Raw genomic sequence first — 18,773 nt, 5'->3', positions numbered from 1 at the left:
ACTCCTGAATCAGATTAGATTCCCCAGCGAAGCGCTGGTGTTTTCACTGGTGCATCCCAAAGTTTTAGCATTTCATCGTCAACTTTCAGAACTGTTACCGACAGGCCTTGCATATCCAAAGAGCTACAGTAAGTGCCTACTAAATTACGCTCTACTTTAATGCCTTGAATTTCTAGTAACTCAACTACTTTGCGATAAACGATATAGAGCTCAGATTGCGGTGTAGCACCAAGGTTGTTCACCAGAACGATCACTTTATCACCCTGACCTAAAGACTCGGTTGTCCAGCTCTCGTCACGCCAGTCTCCGGCTTCAGCATCCCACTGGCGAACCACTCGCTCATAAGGCGCATTGTCAAAGATCTGCGCCATCATATCGGTCACAATCTCATCGCCACTGGTAAACTTACGACGCTCGATACCTGGCTCACCATGGATACCAATACCAAATTCAAATTCATCATCAGCCAGTTCGAAGCTAGGCTTACCTGCAGCAGGAACAGTACATGCGTCAAGAGCGACACCAAAAGAGCGACCACGGTTGGTAATGCGTTTTGCCAGTTCAGTACACTTCTCTAAGCTATACCCTTCTTCTGCTGCTGCACCCAAGATTTTTTCAGCTAGTACTGTTGTTGCTACACCACGGCGACCAGCGGTATATAAGCTGTCTTTTACTGCTACATCATCATCCAGTAATGCCGCCTGAACTTTCACACCGTCACCGTGTAGCAGTTCAACTGCAGTCTCAAAGTTTAGTACGTCACCTGTGTAGTTTTTGATTAAGAACAGTACGCCTTCGCCTGAATCTACTTTCTGGCCGCATTCGTACATTTGATCTGGTGTTGGTGAAGTAAACATTTCACCCGGACAAGCACCGTCTAACATACCAAGACCAACAAAACCGCCATGCATTGGTTCGTGACCACTGCCACCACCGGAAACTAACGCTACTTTTGGCTTCTCTGTGCCACGCGTTACATAGTAAGGTTCCATGTTAACTTCCAGCTCCGGGTGAGCCGCAGCGACGCCTTGTAGGGTTTCTTTTACGACATCATCTACGTTGTTGATCATCTTTTTCATGTTCTAGTCCTTGTTATTGTCTGAAGTTTCACTTCTGTTTCGTACGTTATTTTCTGTGTGCATTTATGTGGCTTGTTTTTGTTATTGCTTTACCCGCTTTATCCTACCGGGAATAAGTTAACTTAAAGCTGGGGCTTTCGAAAAAGCATGGACCAGTGATTCAATTTGAAACACCAAAAGGACACTTATGTTTCATATTGATACAAAAATCTGATTCTGATGAAATTTATTTGAACAGCTTCAATATTCATAAACTGTTAATTGGTCCTCATTTTTAATTGTGCCCACTCACTTCTGTGTGGGTTGCCAACAAATCTAATGAATAAATTCAACCTTTGTGCAGTTGATCAAATTTGTGGCAGGAAAACAATGTTTCAATATGAAACATTAAATCTTCTGAGCGCTTGCGATGATACATTCCACAGACCACGCACAAAAAATCTGGACAAAATACATAGCTGAAGACAACAGTCTTGAGTCGGAAGGTAGTGAGCTGGATCCTTATCTGAAGGAAGTATGGGATAGATGTAAGCGCAGGCAGCGGTATGATCACTGGCCACCGCTTAGCTATGCCAAAGGCGTTACACTTGCCTCATTAAAAAGGAATAAGTCCTATCTGATCGATGTGGCGATTCCGGTTATAGAGGACATTTGTGAGTTTCTGGAAGATAGCTGCTCTGCACTATTAATTACCGATGAAACTGGTTGTACTTTGGGCCTATGCGCCAGTGAAGAGATGCGAGAACTGCTACGCCCTTATGGAATATATGAAGGTGTTTACTGGCGTGAAGCCACTATGGGGAACAATGCCATAACCAGTGCAATTAGCCTGGCACAAGCCACCAAAACTGTCGGCCATGAGCACTTTAAACAACCACTTCACCAGTTCGCCAGCTATGCCGCACCTATATTTAACAGCCAGGGAAACATTCTCGGGACCGTGGCGCTTATCATGCCTTACGAACTCGCAAGCCCAACATCTCAGGGGCTGGTGTACTCAGCGGCAAAAGAGATCGCCAGTAATATGTATGCCGAACACTGCCTCACTGAGTCGAACCAGCACCTCAGCGAGGTTTACGTATTGCTTGAAGGTGTGGAGGAAGGTGTACTGGCGTGGGACACGCAGGGAGTTGTTCATTACCTGAATAAGAAAGGGAGTACACTGCTCGACCTGGAAAGTAACAAGGCGCTTGGCAACAAGGTTGACTCATTGATCCACCTACCTCAAAAAGTCAGACATGCTATTGAGAGTAAACAAGAGCTGGAAATGTTCGAAACAACGGTGGAAAGCAACCAGAAACTAATCTCGCTATTGATGTCGCTCCGGCTGGTGAAAGATGAGCAAAACCACGTCCACTCGTATATCGTACTCATGCACCCTATCGAGCATATCCGACAGTTGGTTCACCATCACTCGGGCAACCTGGCGCATCTAACATTTGATGATCTGGTGTTTAATTCAGATGGAATGCAAAAAGTCCTTCGCCTAGCAAAACACGCCGCAAAAGGGCGTGGTTCTGTGCTGCTTAGAGGTGAAGAAGGCCTGGGTAAAGCCGACCTTGCCCAGGCTATCCATAATGCAAGTGAACGACGGGATAAAGCGTTTATTGCGATAAACTGCCAAGCGATTCCTCATGTATCTATGATCGCGGAATTTCTTGGCTCAGATGCTGACAGCGATAACCCCTTCCCTTCCAAGTTTGAACTGGCAAATGGAGGGACGCTTTTTCTCGACCATATTGAATATCTGACCAGCGAAGTACAAGCTGCCTTGCTCCATCTTCTAAAAACTGGCCTAGTAAACCGGTTGGACCACACAGTTGTTCCGGTAGACATTCGTATCATCGCAACTTCCGGTTCTGACTTAACCCAATACGTGGATGAGAAGCGGTTTGGCCGCCAACTAATGTACGAATTACAGTCATTTGATATCGAGATCCCACCTTTGAGAGAGAGAGCTGAAGATATACCAACGCTGGTGACAAGGTATCTCAAGTTTCTCAGAGGCAGCACAGGAACTGACATCTCACTCAGTAATGACACAATGATGCAGCTTCAGCAATATAGTTGGCCGGGGAATAACAGAGAGCTGAGAAGCGTGTTAGAACGGGCACTCAGCTTTAGCGATGGAGAAACCATAAGCAAAAACGATCTGCCTGATTCTGTGTTGAGGGATAGATCCGAGAATGCTGATAACATAAGACAAGACCTGACACTGGCTCAGGTTGAGAAGCAGGCGATTCTTCAGGCAGCTAAAGCCTGCCAGGGAAAGCCTGGTAAGATGTGTGCTCTGCTCGACGTAAACCGCACCACCCTTTGGCGCAAGCTAAAAAACTACCAGATCAATTTAGAGGATTTTCATTAGATGAGTACGCTGACAACAGAACAAGAAATCGCAATCGCTACACTCAAAGAGAATCTTCACTTACCGGGAAATGGTTTTCACTCGTTGATAATTGCTCAATGTAAGAAATACCAACTTCCTTTTCAGGCGGTAAGAACCGTTTTTATGCAATCTCAGACTTCAATAGAATCGCAAATACGTACTGATTTCGACGCTCTTGCCCCTGAGCAGTTAACCTTTGAGCGCTGGTTTGCGCTGATCGAAGTAAAGCTGAGTGATATGGCTAAGAGTAACGTTCCGGTTATGGAAAGCCTTAAAACCGGAAAGCGCTATCAAGAATTGCAATCCCTATTAACAACTAATAATGACGCGGCTCCTGACCAAGAGCAGATAAATAATCTGCTTGAAGATATTTACGAGTTTGAAGTCGCTAAACCTTTAAAGGCGATGCTGCGAACAACCAAATTGTTCTGGTCGGTAAAAAACAGTTTGTTTGAGATGACCACAGAACAAAGAGAAAAATTTAGTGACTACCCTCAACATATGGAAGCAATAGAGCATCTTCTTTCCCTAGCTGATTGATATACTGAGAACAACGTATAAAAGGAAGGTAACGCTATGTCAAAAACAACCAAAATAATGAATGAAGACAAACTGTTCAAAAAAGCGTTGGAAGTCGGATGCAAGATGGCAAAAATGCAAGGATTTGAACTAGCGGATCAAGGAACATCACAACCAGTAAAGGCTAAAGCGGTTTATCTGTTTCTCGTTGAAGTGAAGCAAATTACCCCACTCCCGGCAGATAAATTAGACGGGAAAAATATTAAGAAGAGGCTCGCGTTATGGCTGCATAATGTTCTGCCCGATGATGACCCACTAAAGTAACTTATCTTCTGGTAGGGTGATAACAAATTGAACCCAGTCACCCTGGGGCTGAGTGCACTCGATACGTCCATGTAATTTATTCGTTACGATATTATGGACGATATTCAGCCCTAAACCTGTACCACCTTCCTCACGATTGGTTGTGAAAAATGGTTCAAAAATCTTCGACTCGTGCTCTTCTGGTATTCCTACACCATTGTCTTCGTAAATAAAAACCAGGCCGTTGTCGGTACGATTGACGCTGATTCGGATATTATGTTCACGATCAACGATAAATCCATGGCGAATAGAGTTCATAATCAGGTTGGTGAGCACCTGCGCAAGATAGCCAGGCTGGCTTTTAATTTCAATGTTCGTATCACAGAAAACGTCAACCTGAACATTGTTTTTCTTCGTTATATTTCCAACACTTAATAGAATTTCCATCAGGTAATCGTGAACATTAAAGCGTCGCTCTTCTTCAGTAGCCTGATCAACAGATATCATCTTGAAGTTTTGTATTAACTTGGCTGTTCTATCCAGATTGAGAAATACGATTTCAGACGTCTCTTTAACCCCAGCCAAATACCCTCGAAAATCATCTGACGTGAGCGACTGTGCTTCAAACTTAGCGTCAATATCTTTAGTAATATCATCCAGGTGTGTTATCCCAGTGATACTTATACCGACCGGGGTGTTAATCTCATGAGCTACGCCTGCGACTATCCCCCCTAAACTGGCGAGTTTAGCTGATTCAACCAGTTGATTTTGCATATCTTCTATATCTTTAATTTTATTGTTCAGGTCTTTGGTTCTCTCTTTGACCTGTACTTCAAGATTCTGATTTAGGGCATTCAGCTTTTCAGTTTTTTCCTCTACTTTTTCTTTATAAAGATTAAATCGACTTTTTATTAAGTTGGAATAGAAGAGTGTGATTACAAACAGGACAACAAAGACAATCAGACATAATGAAATAATCTGAATAATTTTCTCACGATTCCCCTTATCTAACGCTAATTTTTTCTTTTCTATCGCCTGTTCAATTTCATCTAGATAGCTACCGGTCCCTATTGCCCACCCCCAATCACTGTAACCTTTAACGTAGGAAATTTTTCGGGCAGGATTTCCTGTATCTGGTTTTATGGTTCCGATATAAGAAATATATCCATCACCTTGTTTAGCTGTTTTGATGATCTCTTTGGTAATATAAACACCGTTCTTATCAACCAGGCTTATTCTATTCATTCCGATATATTCTTTTTTAATATGACTTAAATATACCCCTACTTCGTCGATAACAAAAATATACCCATTGACGCCATATCTAACTCTGTCGATCTCTCTTAATATCTCTTCTTTTAATTCTTCCTCAAAGTCTAAGACGTAATCACCTGTCCCTATAAACCAGTTAAATGGTTCAAATTTTTTAACAAATCCAATTTTATTATATTCATTCTCAACATCATTTGGTTTGGTCCACCACCATTCATAAAAGCCATCGCCATTATTCTCAGCAATAGAGGAGAGTTTCCGGATAACATAGTCTCCTTTTACATCTTTAAAATCCCAAAGATTTCTTCCCTCAAGGTGTTTTAAAATAGGATGCATAACATTTTCCCCATTCATTTCATAGGCAAAATAATATCCTCGCCCATCGCTAAATCGAATATTTTTCAAAGCATCGATAATAATTTCTTTAACTTCTTCTGGATTTTTATCATTATTGTTCTGATAAATAGACTCAGCTATAGAATGAGCTTCATTTACTCTCTTTTTTATATTGTTTTTTATCCTCTGTATCGTGCTCTCTCGTTTGTATTGAATGAAGTCAATCACCTTATTCACTTCATTTTTTATTAAGTTCTTTTTTTCATGTGTTGCAGATGCATAAATATTATCAACCTCTTCTTGAAAGTTGGCTTTATTATTAATAACAACAACAAAAATAGTAGCTAAGGAGAATAGAACGATCACTAACGGCGCCAGTCTTATCACCCGTAATATTTTGAGCTCGTCCTTATTTAACATATCCACTCCAATCGCTAATCTTCTTTAAAAGTAGACGAACTATAGTGGCTTTTCAATTAGCTAACTTATTGATACACATTGTGCTATATCCAGGAGTAATCTAGGATACGTCTGCGCGGGTTCACGATAGGAGAGTTCTTTTGAGCACATATGTTCGAGATATCGATCAACACTTTTGGAGTAATAATCAGGTTTCTCACCTGACTATTCGCCGAACTATAAGCAGCGTTCAGGGATATAAAGCACATAGCCATGATGAGCTTTCAATCGGACTTATAGAATCAGGGACAACCTGTTCAACAATAGGTGGACGAGAAGTACTCATACACAAGAATGAAGGAGTCATAATCGCTCCAAACGTTGTGCACGCTTGCAACCCTGTCAGCAACTTACCGCGCAGTTACCAAATGCTTTATATCGATAATAAGTGGTGCTGCGACGTACTATCCCGGCTATATGACCTAAGTGTTACCCAATTTGAGTGCGAAATCGACGTTCTAAAGGATACCGGGATAACTAAAAAGCTGTCCTCTTTATGTTTATCCCTTATAGAGAATGTAACTCAGGAGACCATATCTGAGATAAATCACCATCTGTATAGTATCATCAGCCGTTACTGCGCGCCTTCACTACAAGATAGCGATAGGGACAAAATCGCTTATCAGGTCAAAGCCCGCTTGTTGGACGATTTTATCAATCCACCTTCTATACTAGACATTTCAAAGGAGCTTTCCAGACCAACTGAGTCGTTGATTAGAAGCTTTAAACGCCAGTTTGGTACTACACCAAAATCCTTCCTCAACAGCCATAGAATTGAGAAGGCAAAATTGCTATTGAAGAGCGGGATGAATATCGTTGATGTTGCCTGCGAAGTGGGGTTTTCAGATCAAAGTCAGTTTCACAAAGCTTTTGTCAATTACACCGCTTCAACGCCCAGGCAATACCAGGCTACCAGCGTCAATTTTCGACAATAAACTAAACTAAGTCTTCCCTATAGTTACGGTTCGATTCAACTGTAGAGAAACTCTAATGTCTTTATCCACTTTTCTGCCAGCTGCATTTCCAGCTCTGGCTCTCGCTCACTTAGTTGCCTTACTCAGCCCTGGCCAGGATTTTTTTCTAATTGTGGCACACTCTATTCGACATAATTTAAAGGGCAGTTTTTACATATGCGTAGGAATTGCGCTCGGAAACGCCTTGTATATAGCTATCGCTATTTTGGGCTGGACGAGCATACGAGATAACTCAACGCTGTTCTCTATCGTCGAAACTTTAGGAGCTTTATATCTGCTTTGGATAGGCTCTCAGTTACTGCGCAGCCGGAAGAATAATGACTTGTTGCAAACAGAGGACGTCAAAGCCCCCTCTCCTGCTAAACAACTGATTCTCGGTTTAAACAGTGCGGTTCTTAACCCGAAAAATGCACTTTTTTATATGAGTCTAATGACCGTTATTCTTGGTAGCAACGTGACTTTTACTCAGCAAATTGCATGCGGTTTATGGATGTTCCTTGCTGTTCTTGGTTGGGACTTACTCATTGCTTCGTTAATTGGTAGACCCCAGGTTCAACTTCACCTGAAACAAAGCGTACACCGCATTGAAAGGGGGGCCGGAGTTGTACTTATATTATTTGGGGTTGGGCTATTTTTATAGGCAGTCATCTTCCCGGCCTAAACGATCTGACTTCACAAATTCAATATTTGTATTTTATATGTATTATACAAATAAGAGGTTTTGTATTAACCTAAATGTCAATTGATGAATTTTGACAACAAGGGAAACTCCGATGATTAAAGTACTTTGGCCTATTGCAGCACTACTGTTCTTCGCCTGGTTGTCCCCTGGGTTAGTCTTCGTCTATTTATTGCTAGGAATGATCGTGAAAATTGGGCATCTGTTCTTCAAAGATGAACACTTTGGTGCAGGCAAAGAGCCGGTGTTTCACTCTGGATTTGGATTGGTGGTTGAAGTTTATCGTATCTTAACCTGGCCAGCCTATTTCAAAGACGCCAGCATCCAAACATTAATTAAAATCACAGGAGCCACTATCTGTGTTATCTCTGTAATCTCAGGAGCATTCTACTACAGAGGCTCTGAAGCGCTCGTCCCACAACCTGTGATAGAGAAATACCAGATAATGCTATCTAACACTGAGTTCTCTTTATCTGAGCCAGTAAAAGAAGAGATAACAAGTCACATCGACACAGGATTCAAATATCCCGATTTTCTGTGGGCTAAAGCTCAAATCCTTAAATCATGTGGAAAGGAAGAGCAAATAGAATCTTCATTTGCTCGTTTTACCTCCATTATGAAGGCAGGGATCTTTAGCTTAAAGCCAGGACTGACTGATAGTCTTATTATTGTTGAACATGCGAAAGCTAGTCAGAGTTGTATTCACTAAGGTTCTAGACTGAAAACAATGCTAATTGACGCTAAATCACATAACGTCATTGTGATATAATTGCGAACGTTAAGTAATTTTATATCGGTTTCATTAATGTTTCGTCTTATCTTAGCGCTACTTCTTAGTAGTGCTTTTTCATGCCAGGCCCTAGAACTCTCTCCTATAACGCGCGATCTCGATAGCTATTTCTCTAAGCAATTAAAGAAAAACAAAGTACCTGGCGGTGCATTGGTTGTTGTACAAGGTCAAGAAGTAAAACTATTAAGCTTTTATGGTGTACGTAAACAAGGTGCCAGCCCAAAAGTTGATAAAAACACTGTATTCAGGCTCGCTTCCGTCTCCAAAACTTTTTCCGGAGAGTTAGCAGCAATAATCGTCGAAGAGCAGAAGTTAAGCTGGGATGCCCCGTTAACCTCATATATGCCTGAGTTTCGTTATAAAGATCTTGAAGCAAGCAATCAGCTTCAGGTACAACACCTGTTGAGTCACACCACAGGTATGGTTCATAACGTCTATGACAATCTGCTCAACGCAAATCAGCCACTGAATAAAATCTACCCAATGTTTGATAGGCTAGAACCCTTATGTGAGCCCGGCAACTGTTATGGCTATACCAACCTAATGTTCAGCATGATCGAGCCTATACTGGAGCAATCGACCAACAAAGGCTTCAGTGAGCTTATGCAGGAGAAAATCTTTGACCCGCTAGAAATGAACGACGCGTCATTGGGGATGCAAGGTTACCTGAACAATGACAACAGAGCCGCACCTCATGTTCGGGGCAAGAATCGTTGGTATCCGAGAAAAGTTAAACCAAACTACTATCGTGTCTCTCCAGCGGCCGGAGTAAATGCCAGCATCAGTGATATAAGCCAGTGGCTAAAGGCTCAGTTAGGGGGGTATCCTGCCGTGATATCACCTAAAGTTCTCGAAACGGTAACCACACCACGCATCGAAACCAAGCGAGACATGACCCGCAAGTACTGGCGCAAAAAACTTAAGCGTGCAGACTATGCTCTGGGTTGGCGACTCTTTAACTATGGGGGAGGAGCTCGTCTACCATAGTGGTTGGGTTAAAGGTTTTTCAGCTGAACTCGCATACTCCAAAGAGCACAATATCGGTATTGGTTTACTGATCAACGGTGAATCTTCAGTAGGAAGTCAGGTGGTGACACATTTCTGGGATAGCGTTCTTAAACAACTTTGAGATAGTAAAATTCAACAAGCCTGAGCATAAAATAGGAGATGTTAAGCGGATGCTTATCACCTCCTATATGCCCTATATACCAAACTGAACAATCACTCTTCCCGCATCTGAATTAACTCATCCAGCAATGTCGTAAGCTGATTAAACTTCTCGGTACCGTACTTCTCTTTAAGCTTGGCATACTGTTTATCGATCTCTATCTTCATCTCTTCGACAAGCTTGTTGGATTGTTCAGTCAGGCGAAGATTGACACGTCTCTGATCTTCTTCCGATTTTATTTTGCAGACAAAACCCTGCTTTTCTAGCCGGTTAATAATACCGGTCAGGCTTGGACTTAAGATACAACACTCTTTGGATAAGCTTGTAAAATCAATCTCTGTATAAGAGTGAATCACTCGCATCACTCGCCATTGCTGTATGGTTAACTCATACTCAGACAGTACCGGCCTGAAATAATCTAAAGCCACATCCCTGGCTTTTATTAGTTGTAGTGGTAATGAATCCTTAAACTCACTCATTTGATCTTTTTCCTTACCTAATCGTCAAAAATATTAAAGTTCAACTGTAGTTATTATTGTTGTTCGATATCTGAATCAGAAACAGTTGGGGCAACACTCTGTACCTGATTTCGGTATTCCGAGGCCGTAATATCGGAGTACTTCTTAAAAAATCGTGCGAAATAAGCAGGATCTCTGAACCCAAGATCGTAGCCAATTTCTGAAATACTAAGAGAAGTAAACTGTAGTGATCGCCTCGCTTCCTGCATTAAACGGTCGATGATGACTTTTTTCGACGACAACCCGCTGACTCTGCGACAGATATCATTCAGGCGAGAGACCGAAACACCCATTCTCTCAGCGTAATCATTGAGAGGCCAGTGTTCCCGATAATGAGATTCTACGAGGTGGTTAAAATTATGAAAAACACTCACATCAACGCTCCGTTTGTTGGCATCCGTATGGTTACGGTTTTCCAGCCTCATCACTTCAATAAGAATAAGCTGTAGCAAAGATTGAGTCGCTCGCTCTTTCATAATTCCTGCGTTATCCAACTCATCACGCAGCAACACCAACAGCCTGAGTACCGGGTTATCTTCCGGCACATTGGTACAAAACGCGCCCATCTGATCCACCATCATACTATTCAGGCCACTGTCCATTTCGAGTAAACGCCAGACCAGTTGCTGCTGCATGGTCAGGACAAAACCGTGAGAGCTGGATTCTGTGACAAATGAATGGGGAACGGCGGGAGGAGTAAAGAAGAGCGTGATGCCTTCATTAGTATAATGCTTATCATCCAGGTGAACATGGGTCGTGCCACTTAGGATCACATGCATCTGATAAAAACGATCATGATAATGGACCGGCATATTACGTCCGAAGAAATCCGCCAAATTGTCCAAGTGCTCGAAATGCAGCTCAGCATTCTCGTATTTTTGATCGTATACCTTACCGATATTTATATTGGGTATCGTCCCTGCCACAGCTTACTCCCTTTATATTTCTACCAGTTAACGCCTTAATCATGCACTGCGTCACATTTAACGCTCAATTCTATTAACATATTAACTAATTCTACGAAAAGTGCAATTGTTATCGCGGTTAATCCATTTAAACAACGATTAGTTAACATGATAATAACATCCAAGAACACACAATACCCTACATAAACATCAGCCAAGTGCGGGTTCTTGATTAAAAGGAAGTGACAATGAAACGAGCGAATCCACTACTAGAAAAACTTCAGGAAGTCCTACCAAAAATTGCAGAAAATGCTGCGGAAGCGGAACAACTGCGTACGCCACCAGAAGAGAGCATTCGTCTGCTACGTGAAATTAAGTTCTTCCGTGCTTTCCAGCCAAAGAAGTACGGTGGTCTTGAAATCTCATTACCAGAATTTACCGACTGCGTAGCAGCACTTGCCGGTGCATGTGGCGGTACAGCATGGGGCGGAAGCCTTTTAGCAACACACAGCCATCAGATGGCTATGTTCTCTGAAAAAGCACAGGAAGAGTTTTGGGGAGATAATCCAGATGCAACAGCAAGCAGCAGTATCGCACCTTTCGGTAAAACAGAAGAGACCGAAGGCGGTGTTATCTTCAACGGCGACATGCGCTGGAGTAGCGGATGTGACCACGCAGACTGGGCAATCCTCGGCTTCAACCGCATGGACAGCGAAGGAAACAAAGTCTACTGCTTTGGCGTGGTACCAAGAAGCGAATACACAATTATTGATGACTGGTATGCCGCTGGTATGAAGTCTTCCGGTACAAAAACGCTTGTACTAAAAGATGTGTTTATCCCGGAACATCGCATTGAAACCGCGAAAGGCATGATGGAAGGTAAATCTGCAGGCTTCGGGCTATACCCGGACAGTGACATCTTCTATACCCCTTATCGTCCATACTTCGCCTGTGGTTTCGCAGCAATCAGCCTTGGTATCGCAGAGCGTATGCTTGAAGTATTCAAAGAGAAACAACAGAACCGAGTTCGTGCCTATACCGGTGCTAACGTAGGTGCTTCAACGCCTGCACTTATGCGCCTGGCAGAATCAACTCACCAGGTGTTTGCTGCTCGAGCTATGTTGGAAAAAACCTGGGAAGATCATAAAGAACACGGTGAACGAAAAGAATACCCTACCCGCGAAACGCTAGCGTACTGGCGCACCAATCAGGCATACGCAGTGAAAATGTGTATCGAATCCGTTGATCGCCTGTTCGATGCAATGGGTGGACAAAGCTGGTTCCTGGACAACGAAGGCCAACGCCTGTTCCGCGATTCACACATGACAGGAGCACATGCCTACACTGATTACGATGTATGTAAGCAGATTCTTGGCCGCGAAATCATGGGGCTGGAACCGGATCCAACGATGGTTTAAATATCTTTGGCACTCAGGAAATTATAGCTGAGTGCCTGTCTTATTTAGTGATGAAATAAATAAGACCAAAGTCTAAGCGATAAACTGAAGAGAAATTGGGCAAACTTGATCTAATTAACATATTAACTAATTTAAATTTGCTAAATTGTTAACATGTTATTGAATTAACGTAACAGATAAAAACAACACATAAAAATAAGTCAGCCTTAAACATAAACAACCCTATATACAAGGATGTGTCATGATTAAATCAAAGATCACACGACTAGCAAGTACCGGACTACTGGCTCTTGCAGCAATGAGTGCAAACGCTGCACCAGAAAAAGTTCTGAAAATCAGCTCATGGGCGTCACCAAACCACGGTATCAACAAAGTAGTATGGCCGACATGGGGCGAATGGGTAGAAGAAGCAACGGAAGGTCGTGTAACCGTCAAGATTGAATACGATTTGGCACCACCTCAATCTCAAATTGACGTTGTAACCGATGGTATCGGTGACGTTACCTGGATTTTCCACGGCCACAAGGCAGGTCGCTTTAAACTAACACAGATGCCAGAAATCCCAACATTTAAAGAGGGTGTAAGCTCTGAACTGGCATCCAAAGCGTACTGGAACACTTACGAAAAGTACCTGAAAAACGGCAAAGAGCACCGTGGTGTAGAAGTTCTGGCATTGGGTGTACATGGCCCTGGTCAGCTAATCACTAAAGAGAAAGTGACTTCACTTGGTGATGCTAAAGGTAAAAAAATCCGTGTTGGCGGCGGCGTTATCTCAACCATCGCAAAAGAGATGGAAGTAACCCCTGTCTTTATCCCAACCCCTAAAGTGTATGAGTCTATCTCACAAGGTGTAGTGGAAGGTACCTACCTTCCAGTTGAATCTCTGAGCAGCTTCCGTCTGGCAGAAGTAACGAATAATACGTTGATGTTCCCAGGTGGTCTGTACCGTGGCAGCTTTGCTATCGTAATGAATCGCGATGCTCTGCGTGGCGTATCGAAAGAAGATCAAGCAGCCATTATGGCAGTGTCCGGTGAAAAATTGTCTCGTCTGTTCGGCAAAATGATGGACGACTACGATAAAGCCGCTTACGACAAAGCTGTCGCAAATGGTCACACCTTTACCAATGCCTCTCCAGAGCTGATTTCTGAAGTGAAAGCGAAAAGTCAGAGCCTGATTGATAACTGGTACAAAACAGCGAAAAAGCGCAAGGTGGATGGTCCTACTGCATTCGAATACTACAACGAGCAACTAACGAAAGGGTTGTAAATTATGACAGTCGCTGAAAATGTTTCGGTAGCTGTAAAGCGAGGGTTAGAAACCCTCGCTGCTATCAGCTTATTTCTTATGATGGCTATTACATTTGTCGATGTTTTCGGGCGATACTTTTTTAATTCACCGATAGATGGCTCGACAGAGATGATAGAGGTTCTGCTCGCTGTCATGGTATTTATGGCTTTCCCATTAGTATCGTGGAAAGAAGAAAATATCTGCGTCGACCTGCTTGATGCTTACTTCCCGGATAAATGGATAGATCTGCGTCAAGCGGTAATCAACTTAATCTGCTCTGTGTCGCTGGTACTGGTTGCTTTGACCAACTGGAAACTGGCTGGCCGCTCTCTGGAATATGAAGAAGTATCAGAAATACTGGAAATCCCACTTGGATATGTCACATATCTGATTTCAATAACAGGATTTGTAGGTGGCGTACTGACGCTTCTGAACGCAGTGATATACGTTTCTAAGATGTCATTCTTTAAAACTGCGCCAACAGTTTCCGAGGGAAGTAGCAAATGATTGAATCCATTATCGGTTTTACCGCTCTTATTATCATGGTTTTCTTAAGGCTTCCCCTCGCCTTTGCTATGGGTGTGGTTGGCTTTATAGGCTTCTGGTATATCAACGACTATAACTGGACTGCTGCGATGTCAATGGCAGCAAGACGCATTATAGACACAGGCCAGGACTACGGTTTATCGGTTATTCCACTGTTCATTCTTATGGGCAACTTTGTTACCAAGTCAGGGTTATCCAGCGAATTATACCGCGCCTGTAACGCTTTTGTCGGGCATCGTCGTGGCGGTCTGTCCATGTCGACCATTTTGGCGTGTGGTGGCTTCTCTGCTATCTGTGGTTCTAGCCTGGCGACATCGGCAACCATGTCTAAGGTCGCCATGCCACCGATGCGTAAATATGGTTACTCCGATGGCCTGGCTGCAGCTTCTATCGCAGCTGGTGGTACCCTAGGTATTCTCATTCCACCTAGCGTCATGCTGGTGATTTATGGCCTGCTTACTGAAAGTAGTATTCGTGAACTTTTTGCCGCAGGCTTTTTACCCGGCCTGATGGGAATTGGCCTTTACCTGCTTGCGGTTCGTTGGGTTGTATTCCGCACTCCAGATCAGGCACCTCCAGGTGAAAAAACAAGCTGGGGAGAGCGCTTTGTTGCACTGAAAGGTATTCTGTCTACACTACTGTTGTTTACGCTTGTGATGGGCGGGATCTATGCCGGCATATTTACACCTACAGAAGCTGCTGGTATTGGTGCAACAGGCGCATTTTTCTTAGCACTCTACAGAAGAAAACTGACCTATGACGTTCTGCGAGACATTCTGGTTGATACAGCAAAAACGTCTGCGTCTCTGTTTGCTGTTGTCATTTGTGCATTGATTCTATCTAACTTCGTTAACCGGGCTGGTTTACCTAGCGCCCTTATCGACCTGATTCAGGTTGGTGATGTATCGCCAATGATGGCGATGGCTATCATACTGCTGATTTATATTGTTCTCGGCTGTGTGTTTGAGAGTATGTCGATGATGCTACTTACAGTGCCAATCTTCTTCCCGGTTGTGGTGTCACTTGGTTTTGACCCAATCTGGTTTGGTATTGTTGTTGTGGTAGTAACAGAAATCAGCCTGATTACACCACCTGTCGGATTGAACGTATTTGTACTTTCCGGGCTAGTAAAAGACATCAGTACCGGCACCATATTTAAGGGCATATTCCCGTTCTGGGTAGCAGATATGCTAAGGCTAGCGCTAATAGTACTGTTTCCGGCAATTGCTCTACTGTTGCCGGAAATGATGTACTAGCGTCTGTTATCTATGGTTTACCTTCGTTTCATTTCTCATATGAGGTTCATAGTGATGTACTTTAGCTTTGGGTTCCGACCCAAAGCTATTTTTTATATTGGTAAATGACCGGTTTTAACAAGAATAATGGTCTCGTCATCGACATAGGGAAGATGCCTACTCATATGAGGGCTACGTAGCCAGGTACCTACGGGATAAGATCCGTATTCATCTTTAAGTTCACCAGAGAGCACCAGAATTTCTTCCCCACCAAAATGAGCATGTGATTGGAACTTCTCCCCTCTCGGCCATTTAACTAACGCAACATGTTCACCTTCATAATTATGAAGCGGCATCACTTGTAGATTCCCGTTTCCCGGAAGCCACTCAAGTTCGGTTGTCGTTATTCGCTTTTGCTCAAGATCCAACTCGTTGAACTGGTTCAATTTGACGAAGATAGTACAGCCGGCGTTGCTAAACGGAGCGTGGCGACTTCCTGGTGGATTGCGGATATAGGTTCCTGAAGGAAAGTCCCCTGTTTCATCTGAGAATACTCCATCTAATACAAAAATCTCTTCTCCCAATGGATGCAGATGAGAAGAAAATTTCGAGTTCGGGTCATAGCGAACAATGCTGGTTGTATGACCTGATTCTGCCGCTTCTCTTTCAAGAGGTTTTCGCCAGACACCCGCAAGTGGACTGGGAGTCCATTCTTGCTGTTCGGTATCTACTGCCACTCTAACTTGAAAGTCCATACGTAAATTCATCTTATCCACTCTCCCTACCCTGGATTTCATTCAATTCTCGATATCGCCTTGATTACCTCATTAACGATAAGGTCTGGCTTTTGCCAAAGAACAAAATGCCCTTCTCCTTCTAGTACAGACAATGTCACATCATTTGCTACAACAAAAATAGATAAACATAGTGGGAGCGCAAAATGAGACCAAATGTGTTTCATTCCAAATTCCATGTAGGTCACTTGAGTATATAAATAGAAAGGCAAAGCACATAAAAAATTTCGACTAACGCAAACTAACTAACGGATTAGTAATAAGTTATTCCCATAGCCTAATTAGAAAATTGTGAACTATGTTCAAAAAATCATCACTAGGCAGAAAATTGTCGTCTATTCTAAATAGATAGAAAACTATCAATATCCACTAGGTGCCGATGAAGTATGTTTTTGGAGTTCGTCTTGTTGTTGCGTTATTCGTTGCAGTATTGTGTGCTATTGCGGTCTCAATTATCGAATATCAGCATTCTCAACAACTCAAGTTTTCACGAGACCAAATCTTAAAAACAGCGCAAAGAGAGCTGACGGTTATTCGTTCGAATCTTGAAGCTGACATATACTCAGATATTTTCTTTGCAAATAGCCTGGCCACAATTGTTAGTGTTACTCCTAACTCTTCCCAAACCCAATGGCACAATGCTGCGAAGGAACTATTTAATAAATCAAGCCACCTTAGAAATATAGGCTTAGCGCCAGACGATATCATTCAGTTTGTATACCCTCTACAGGGTAATGAAGCTGCACTAGGTTTGGATTTTCGAACCATCCCGGTCCAATGGGAAACAGTCAAAAAAGCCAGAGAGCTAGAAGCCATTTTCATAGCTGGCCCTGTTAACCTGGTTCAGGGTGGTATCGGACTGATAGCGCGAACCCCTATCTTTACCGACCCTCCTCTTAACACTCAGTACTGGGGAACATGTAGTGTCGTACTAGATATAGAGAGTCTGTTTACTCACGCTGGCATTTACGAGGTGGAGAAAAGGTACAATTTTGCAATCAGAGGTAAAGACGGAAAGGGGTCACAAGGTGAAGTATTTTGGGGAAATGCATCTGTATTTGACTCGATATACGCTAGCGAAACTGTCGTGATACCGTCCGGTTCGTGGGAAATGGCTATATCACTGGAGTCCTTATACGAACAAATACCATTTTATGAAAAATATGGAAGCCGCCTGTTTGGTTACCCTATCACCGGCCTGATTATTTTTGGGTTGCTAATGGTTTATTACTTCTATCACCGAGCTCACGATCTCTCGATTCATGACGAACTTACTCATCTACCAAACCGTCGGTACTTTTTTTATACGCTAGAGCAATTGGTCAGTGATACGCAAAATCGGAGCGGAGGATTCGCGTTACTCAATTTAGATTTGGATGATTTCAAATCCGTGAATGATACCTATGGTCATGCCGTTGGGGACAAACTACTAATCGAAGTCGCCAAACGAATCAAAAAGGCAGTCCGTTCTTCAGATATCGTGGCGAGAATGGGCGGAGATGAGTTTTTGGTGATTCTTCCAAGGGTGTCCGAACTGGAGCATGTTGAGCAAATCATAGCTAACGTAAAAGATTCTATATGCAGCAAACCATACCAATCTGGTCAAAAACGAATATATATTGAAATAAGTATCGGACATGCAATCTGTACGAACTCCGATCTTTCCGCAGACACTCTGCTTACTCTTGCAGATAAAAGTATGTACAAAGATAAGGAAAACAATAAAGCAGGACAAGAAAGCAACTTTGACTGAACGAAAGATTTCTGAAAACCAGAGCTAGCTGGACAAGCATCTTCTTGCCCAACTCTTCTTACGATGAAACCTCTGTGTGTTTCATTTGCTCGTAACGCTCCTTGGCTTCCTTTAAATTGACCCTTGTTCGCACAAATAAATACAGCAAAAAAGGACTCGCCATTACATTTAAGATCAAAAATATAAAACCCATTAATCTGGCAGTATTACTGATATCAGGCACTAAATAGGTGGCAACAACAGCCAACACAGATAGTGCAATACCTAACCACGCAACAAAGCCAATAACCCTGGTTCTTATCCTCCATCGCGAATAATTCTCTTCTTCAATACCCATAGATCCAATCCCTG

At 42.8% G+C, this 18,773-nt stretch carries 20 protein-coding genes; 13 read left to right on the top strand and 7 right to left on the bottom strand.

Annotated elements, in window-relative coordinates:
- Window positions 1–14: 14 nt before the first annotated feature.
- Window positions 15–1,079: a dihydroxyacetone kinase subunit DhaK gene (gene dhaK, locus P7F88_RS17950; protein ID WP_277826933.1), complete on the bottom strand. Its 1,065-nt coding sequence runs from the start codon at window positions 1,077–1,079 to the stop codon at window positions 15–17.
- A 409-nt stretch (window positions 1,080–1,488) separates the two neighbouring features.
- On the opposite strand from dhaK, the gene dhaR reads away from it, so the two are divergent.
- Genes dhaR through P7F88_RS17935 form a run of 3 tightly spaced genes read left to right on the top strand, consistent with a single transcriptional unit; the run spans window position 1,489 to window position 4,308 of the window.
- Complete coding sequence (gene dhaR, locus P7F88_RS17945; protein WP_277826931.1) at window positions 1,489–3,444, top strand: dihydroxyacetone kinase operon transcriptional regulator DhaR; 1,956 nt, start codon at window positions 1,489–1,491, stop codon at window positions 3,442–3,444.
- Window positions 3,445–4,005, top strand: coding sequence for a hypothetical protein (locus P7F88_RS17940; protein WP_277826929.1), 561 nt, complete (start codon window positions 3,445–3,447; stop codon window positions 4,003–4,005). It begins immediately after the preceding gene.
- A 36-nt stretch (window positions 4,006–4,041) separates the two neighbouring features.
- Window positions 4,042–4,308, top strand: coding sequence for a DUF5062 family protein (locus P7F88_RS17935; protein WP_277826927.1), 267 nt, complete (start codon window positions 4,042–4,044; stop codon window positions 4,306–4,308).
- Here the strand turns inward: P7F88_RS17935 and P7F88_RS17930 are convergent.
- Window positions 4,300–6,315, bottom strand: a complete 2,016-nt coding sequence (locus tag P7F88_RS17930; protein ID WP_277826925.1) for a sensor histidine kinase — start codon at window positions 6,313–6,315, stop codon at window positions 4,300–4,302. The genes P7F88_RS17935 and P7F88_RS17930 overlap by 9 nt on opposite strands.
- A gap of 140 nt (window positions 6,316–6,455) precedes the next feature.
- On the opposite strand from P7F88_RS17930, the gene P7F88_RS17925 reads away from it, so the two are divergent.
- The 5 genes from P7F88_RS17925 to P7F88_RS17905 all read left to right on the top strand — a co-directional run bounded on the left by P7F88_RS17925 (window position 6,456) and on the right by P7F88_RS17905 (window position 9,926).
- Window positions 6,456–7,289, top strand: coding sequence for an AraC family transcriptional regulator (locus P7F88_RS17925; protein WP_277826923.1), 834 nt, complete (start codon window positions 6,456–6,458; stop codon window positions 7,287–7,289).
- 55 nt (window positions 7,290–7,344) lie between these two features.
- Window positions 7,345–7,968, top strand: a complete 624-nt coding sequence (locus P7F88_RS17920; RefSeq protein ID WP_277826921.1) for a LysE family translocator — start codon at window positions 7,345–7,347, stop codon at window positions 7,966–7,968.
- A gap of 133 nt (window positions 7,969–8,101) precedes the next feature.
- Entirely contained in the window at window positions 8,102–8,716 is a 615-nt protein-coding gene (locus P7F88_RS17915) for a hypothetical protein (protein ID WP_277826920.1), read from the top strand.
- Window positions 8,717–8,812: 96 nt separating this feature from the next.
- Window positions 8,813–9,784 (top strand): serine hydrolase domain-containing protein, encoded by a 972-nt coding sequence (locus P7F88_RS17910; protein WP_277826918.1) that lies wholly within the window; start codon window positions 8,813–8,815, stop codon window positions 9,782–9,784.
- Entirely contained in the window at window positions 9,759–9,926 is a 168-nt protein-coding gene (locus P7F88_RS17905) for a hypothetical protein (protein WP_277826916.1), read from the top strand. Before P7F88_RS17910 ends, P7F88_RS17905 begins: the two co-directional genes overlap by 26 nt.
- 92 nt (window positions 9,927–10,018) lie before the next feature.
- On the opposite strand, the gene hpaR is transcribed toward P7F88_RS17905, so the two are convergent.
- Entirely contained in the window at window positions 10,019–10,444 is a 426-nt protein-coding gene (gene hpaR / locus P7F88_RS17900) for a homoprotocatechuate degradation operon regulator HpaR (RefSeq protein ID WP_277826914.1), read from the bottom strand.
- 53 nt (window positions 10,445–10,497) lie between these two features.
- Entirely contained in the window at window positions 10,498–11,409 is a 912-nt protein-coding gene (gene hpaA, locus P7F88_RS17895) for a 4-hydroxyphenylacetate catabolism regulatory protein HpaA (protein ID WP_277826912.1), read from the bottom strand.
- A gap of 227 nt (window positions 11,410–11,636) precedes the next feature.
- Here hpaA and P7F88_RS17890 point away from each other — a divergent pair, with 227 nt between their 5' ends.
- The 4 genes from P7F88_RS17890 (at window position 11,637) to P7F88_RS17875 (ending at window position 15,896) form a co-directional block, all read left to right on the top strand.
- Window positions 11,637–12,806: a p-hydroxyphenylacetate 3-hydroxylase oxygenase component gene (locus P7F88_RS17890; RefSeq protein ID WP_277826910.1), complete on the top strand. Its 1,170-nt coding sequence runs from the start codon at window positions 11,637–11,639 to the stop codon at window positions 12,804–12,806.
- 241 nt (window positions 12,807–13,047) lie between these two features.
- Window positions 13,048–14,073, top strand: coding sequence for a TRAP transporter substrate-binding protein (locus P7F88_RS17885; protein WP_277826908.1), 1,026 nt, complete (start codon window positions 13,048–13,050; stop codon window positions 14,071–14,073).
- A gap of 3 nt (window positions 14,074–14,076) precedes the next feature.
- Complete coding sequence (locus tag P7F88_RS17880; RefSeq protein WP_277826906.1) at window positions 14,077–14,601, top strand: TRAP transporter small permease; 525 nt, start codon at window positions 14,077–14,079, stop codon at window positions 14,599–14,601.
- Window positions 14,598–15,896, top strand: a complete 1,299-nt coding sequence (locus P7F88_RS17875) for a TRAP transporter large permease (protein WP_277826904.1) — start codon at window positions 14,598–14,600, stop codon at window positions 15,894–15,896. The genes P7F88_RS17880 and P7F88_RS17875 overlap by 4 nt, the downstream gene beginning before the upstream one ends.
- A gap of 92 nt (window positions 15,897–15,988) precedes the next feature.
- Here P7F88_RS17875 and P7F88_RS17870 read toward each other — a convergent pair whose 3' ends face one another.
- Window positions 15,989–16,642, bottom strand: a complete 654-nt coding sequence (locus P7F88_RS17870) for a cupin domain-containing protein (RefSeq protein ID WP_277829220.1) — start codon at window positions 16,640–16,642, stop codon at window positions 15,989–15,991.
- Between the two features lie 26 nt (window positions 16,643–16,668).
- A complete protein-coding gene (locus P7F88_RS17865) occupies window positions 16,669–16,836 on the bottom strand; it encodes a hypothetical protein (RefSeq protein WP_277826902.1) in 168 nt (55 codons plus the stop codon).
- Between the two features lie 212 nt (window positions 16,837–17,048).
- Here P7F88_RS17865 and P7F88_RS17860 point away from each other — a divergent pair, with 212 nt between their 5' ends.
- Window positions 17,049–18,422 (top strand): diguanylate cyclase domain-containing protein, encoded by a 1,374-nt coding sequence (locus P7F88_RS17860; protein ID WP_277826900.1) that lies wholly within the window; start codon window positions 17,049–17,051, stop codon window positions 18,420–18,422.
- A 58-nt stretch (window positions 18,423–18,480) separates the two neighbouring features.
- On the opposite strand, the gene P7F88_RS17855 is transcribed toward P7F88_RS17860, so the two are convergent.
- Entirely contained in the window at window positions 18,481–18,759 is a 279-nt protein-coding gene (locus tag P7F88_RS17855; RefSeq protein WP_277826898.1) for a hypothetical protein, read from the bottom strand.
- Window positions 18,760–18,773: the final 14 nt, after the last annotated feature.

The organism is Vibrio hannami (genome assembly GCF_029589055.1).
Classification (GTDB): Bacteria; Pseudomonadota; Gammaproteobacteria; order Enterobacterales; family Vibrionaceae; genus Vibrio; species Vibrio hannami.
Note: the sequence above shows the minus strand (reverse complement) of the source record. Positions and strands in the feature narration are given on the sequence as shown.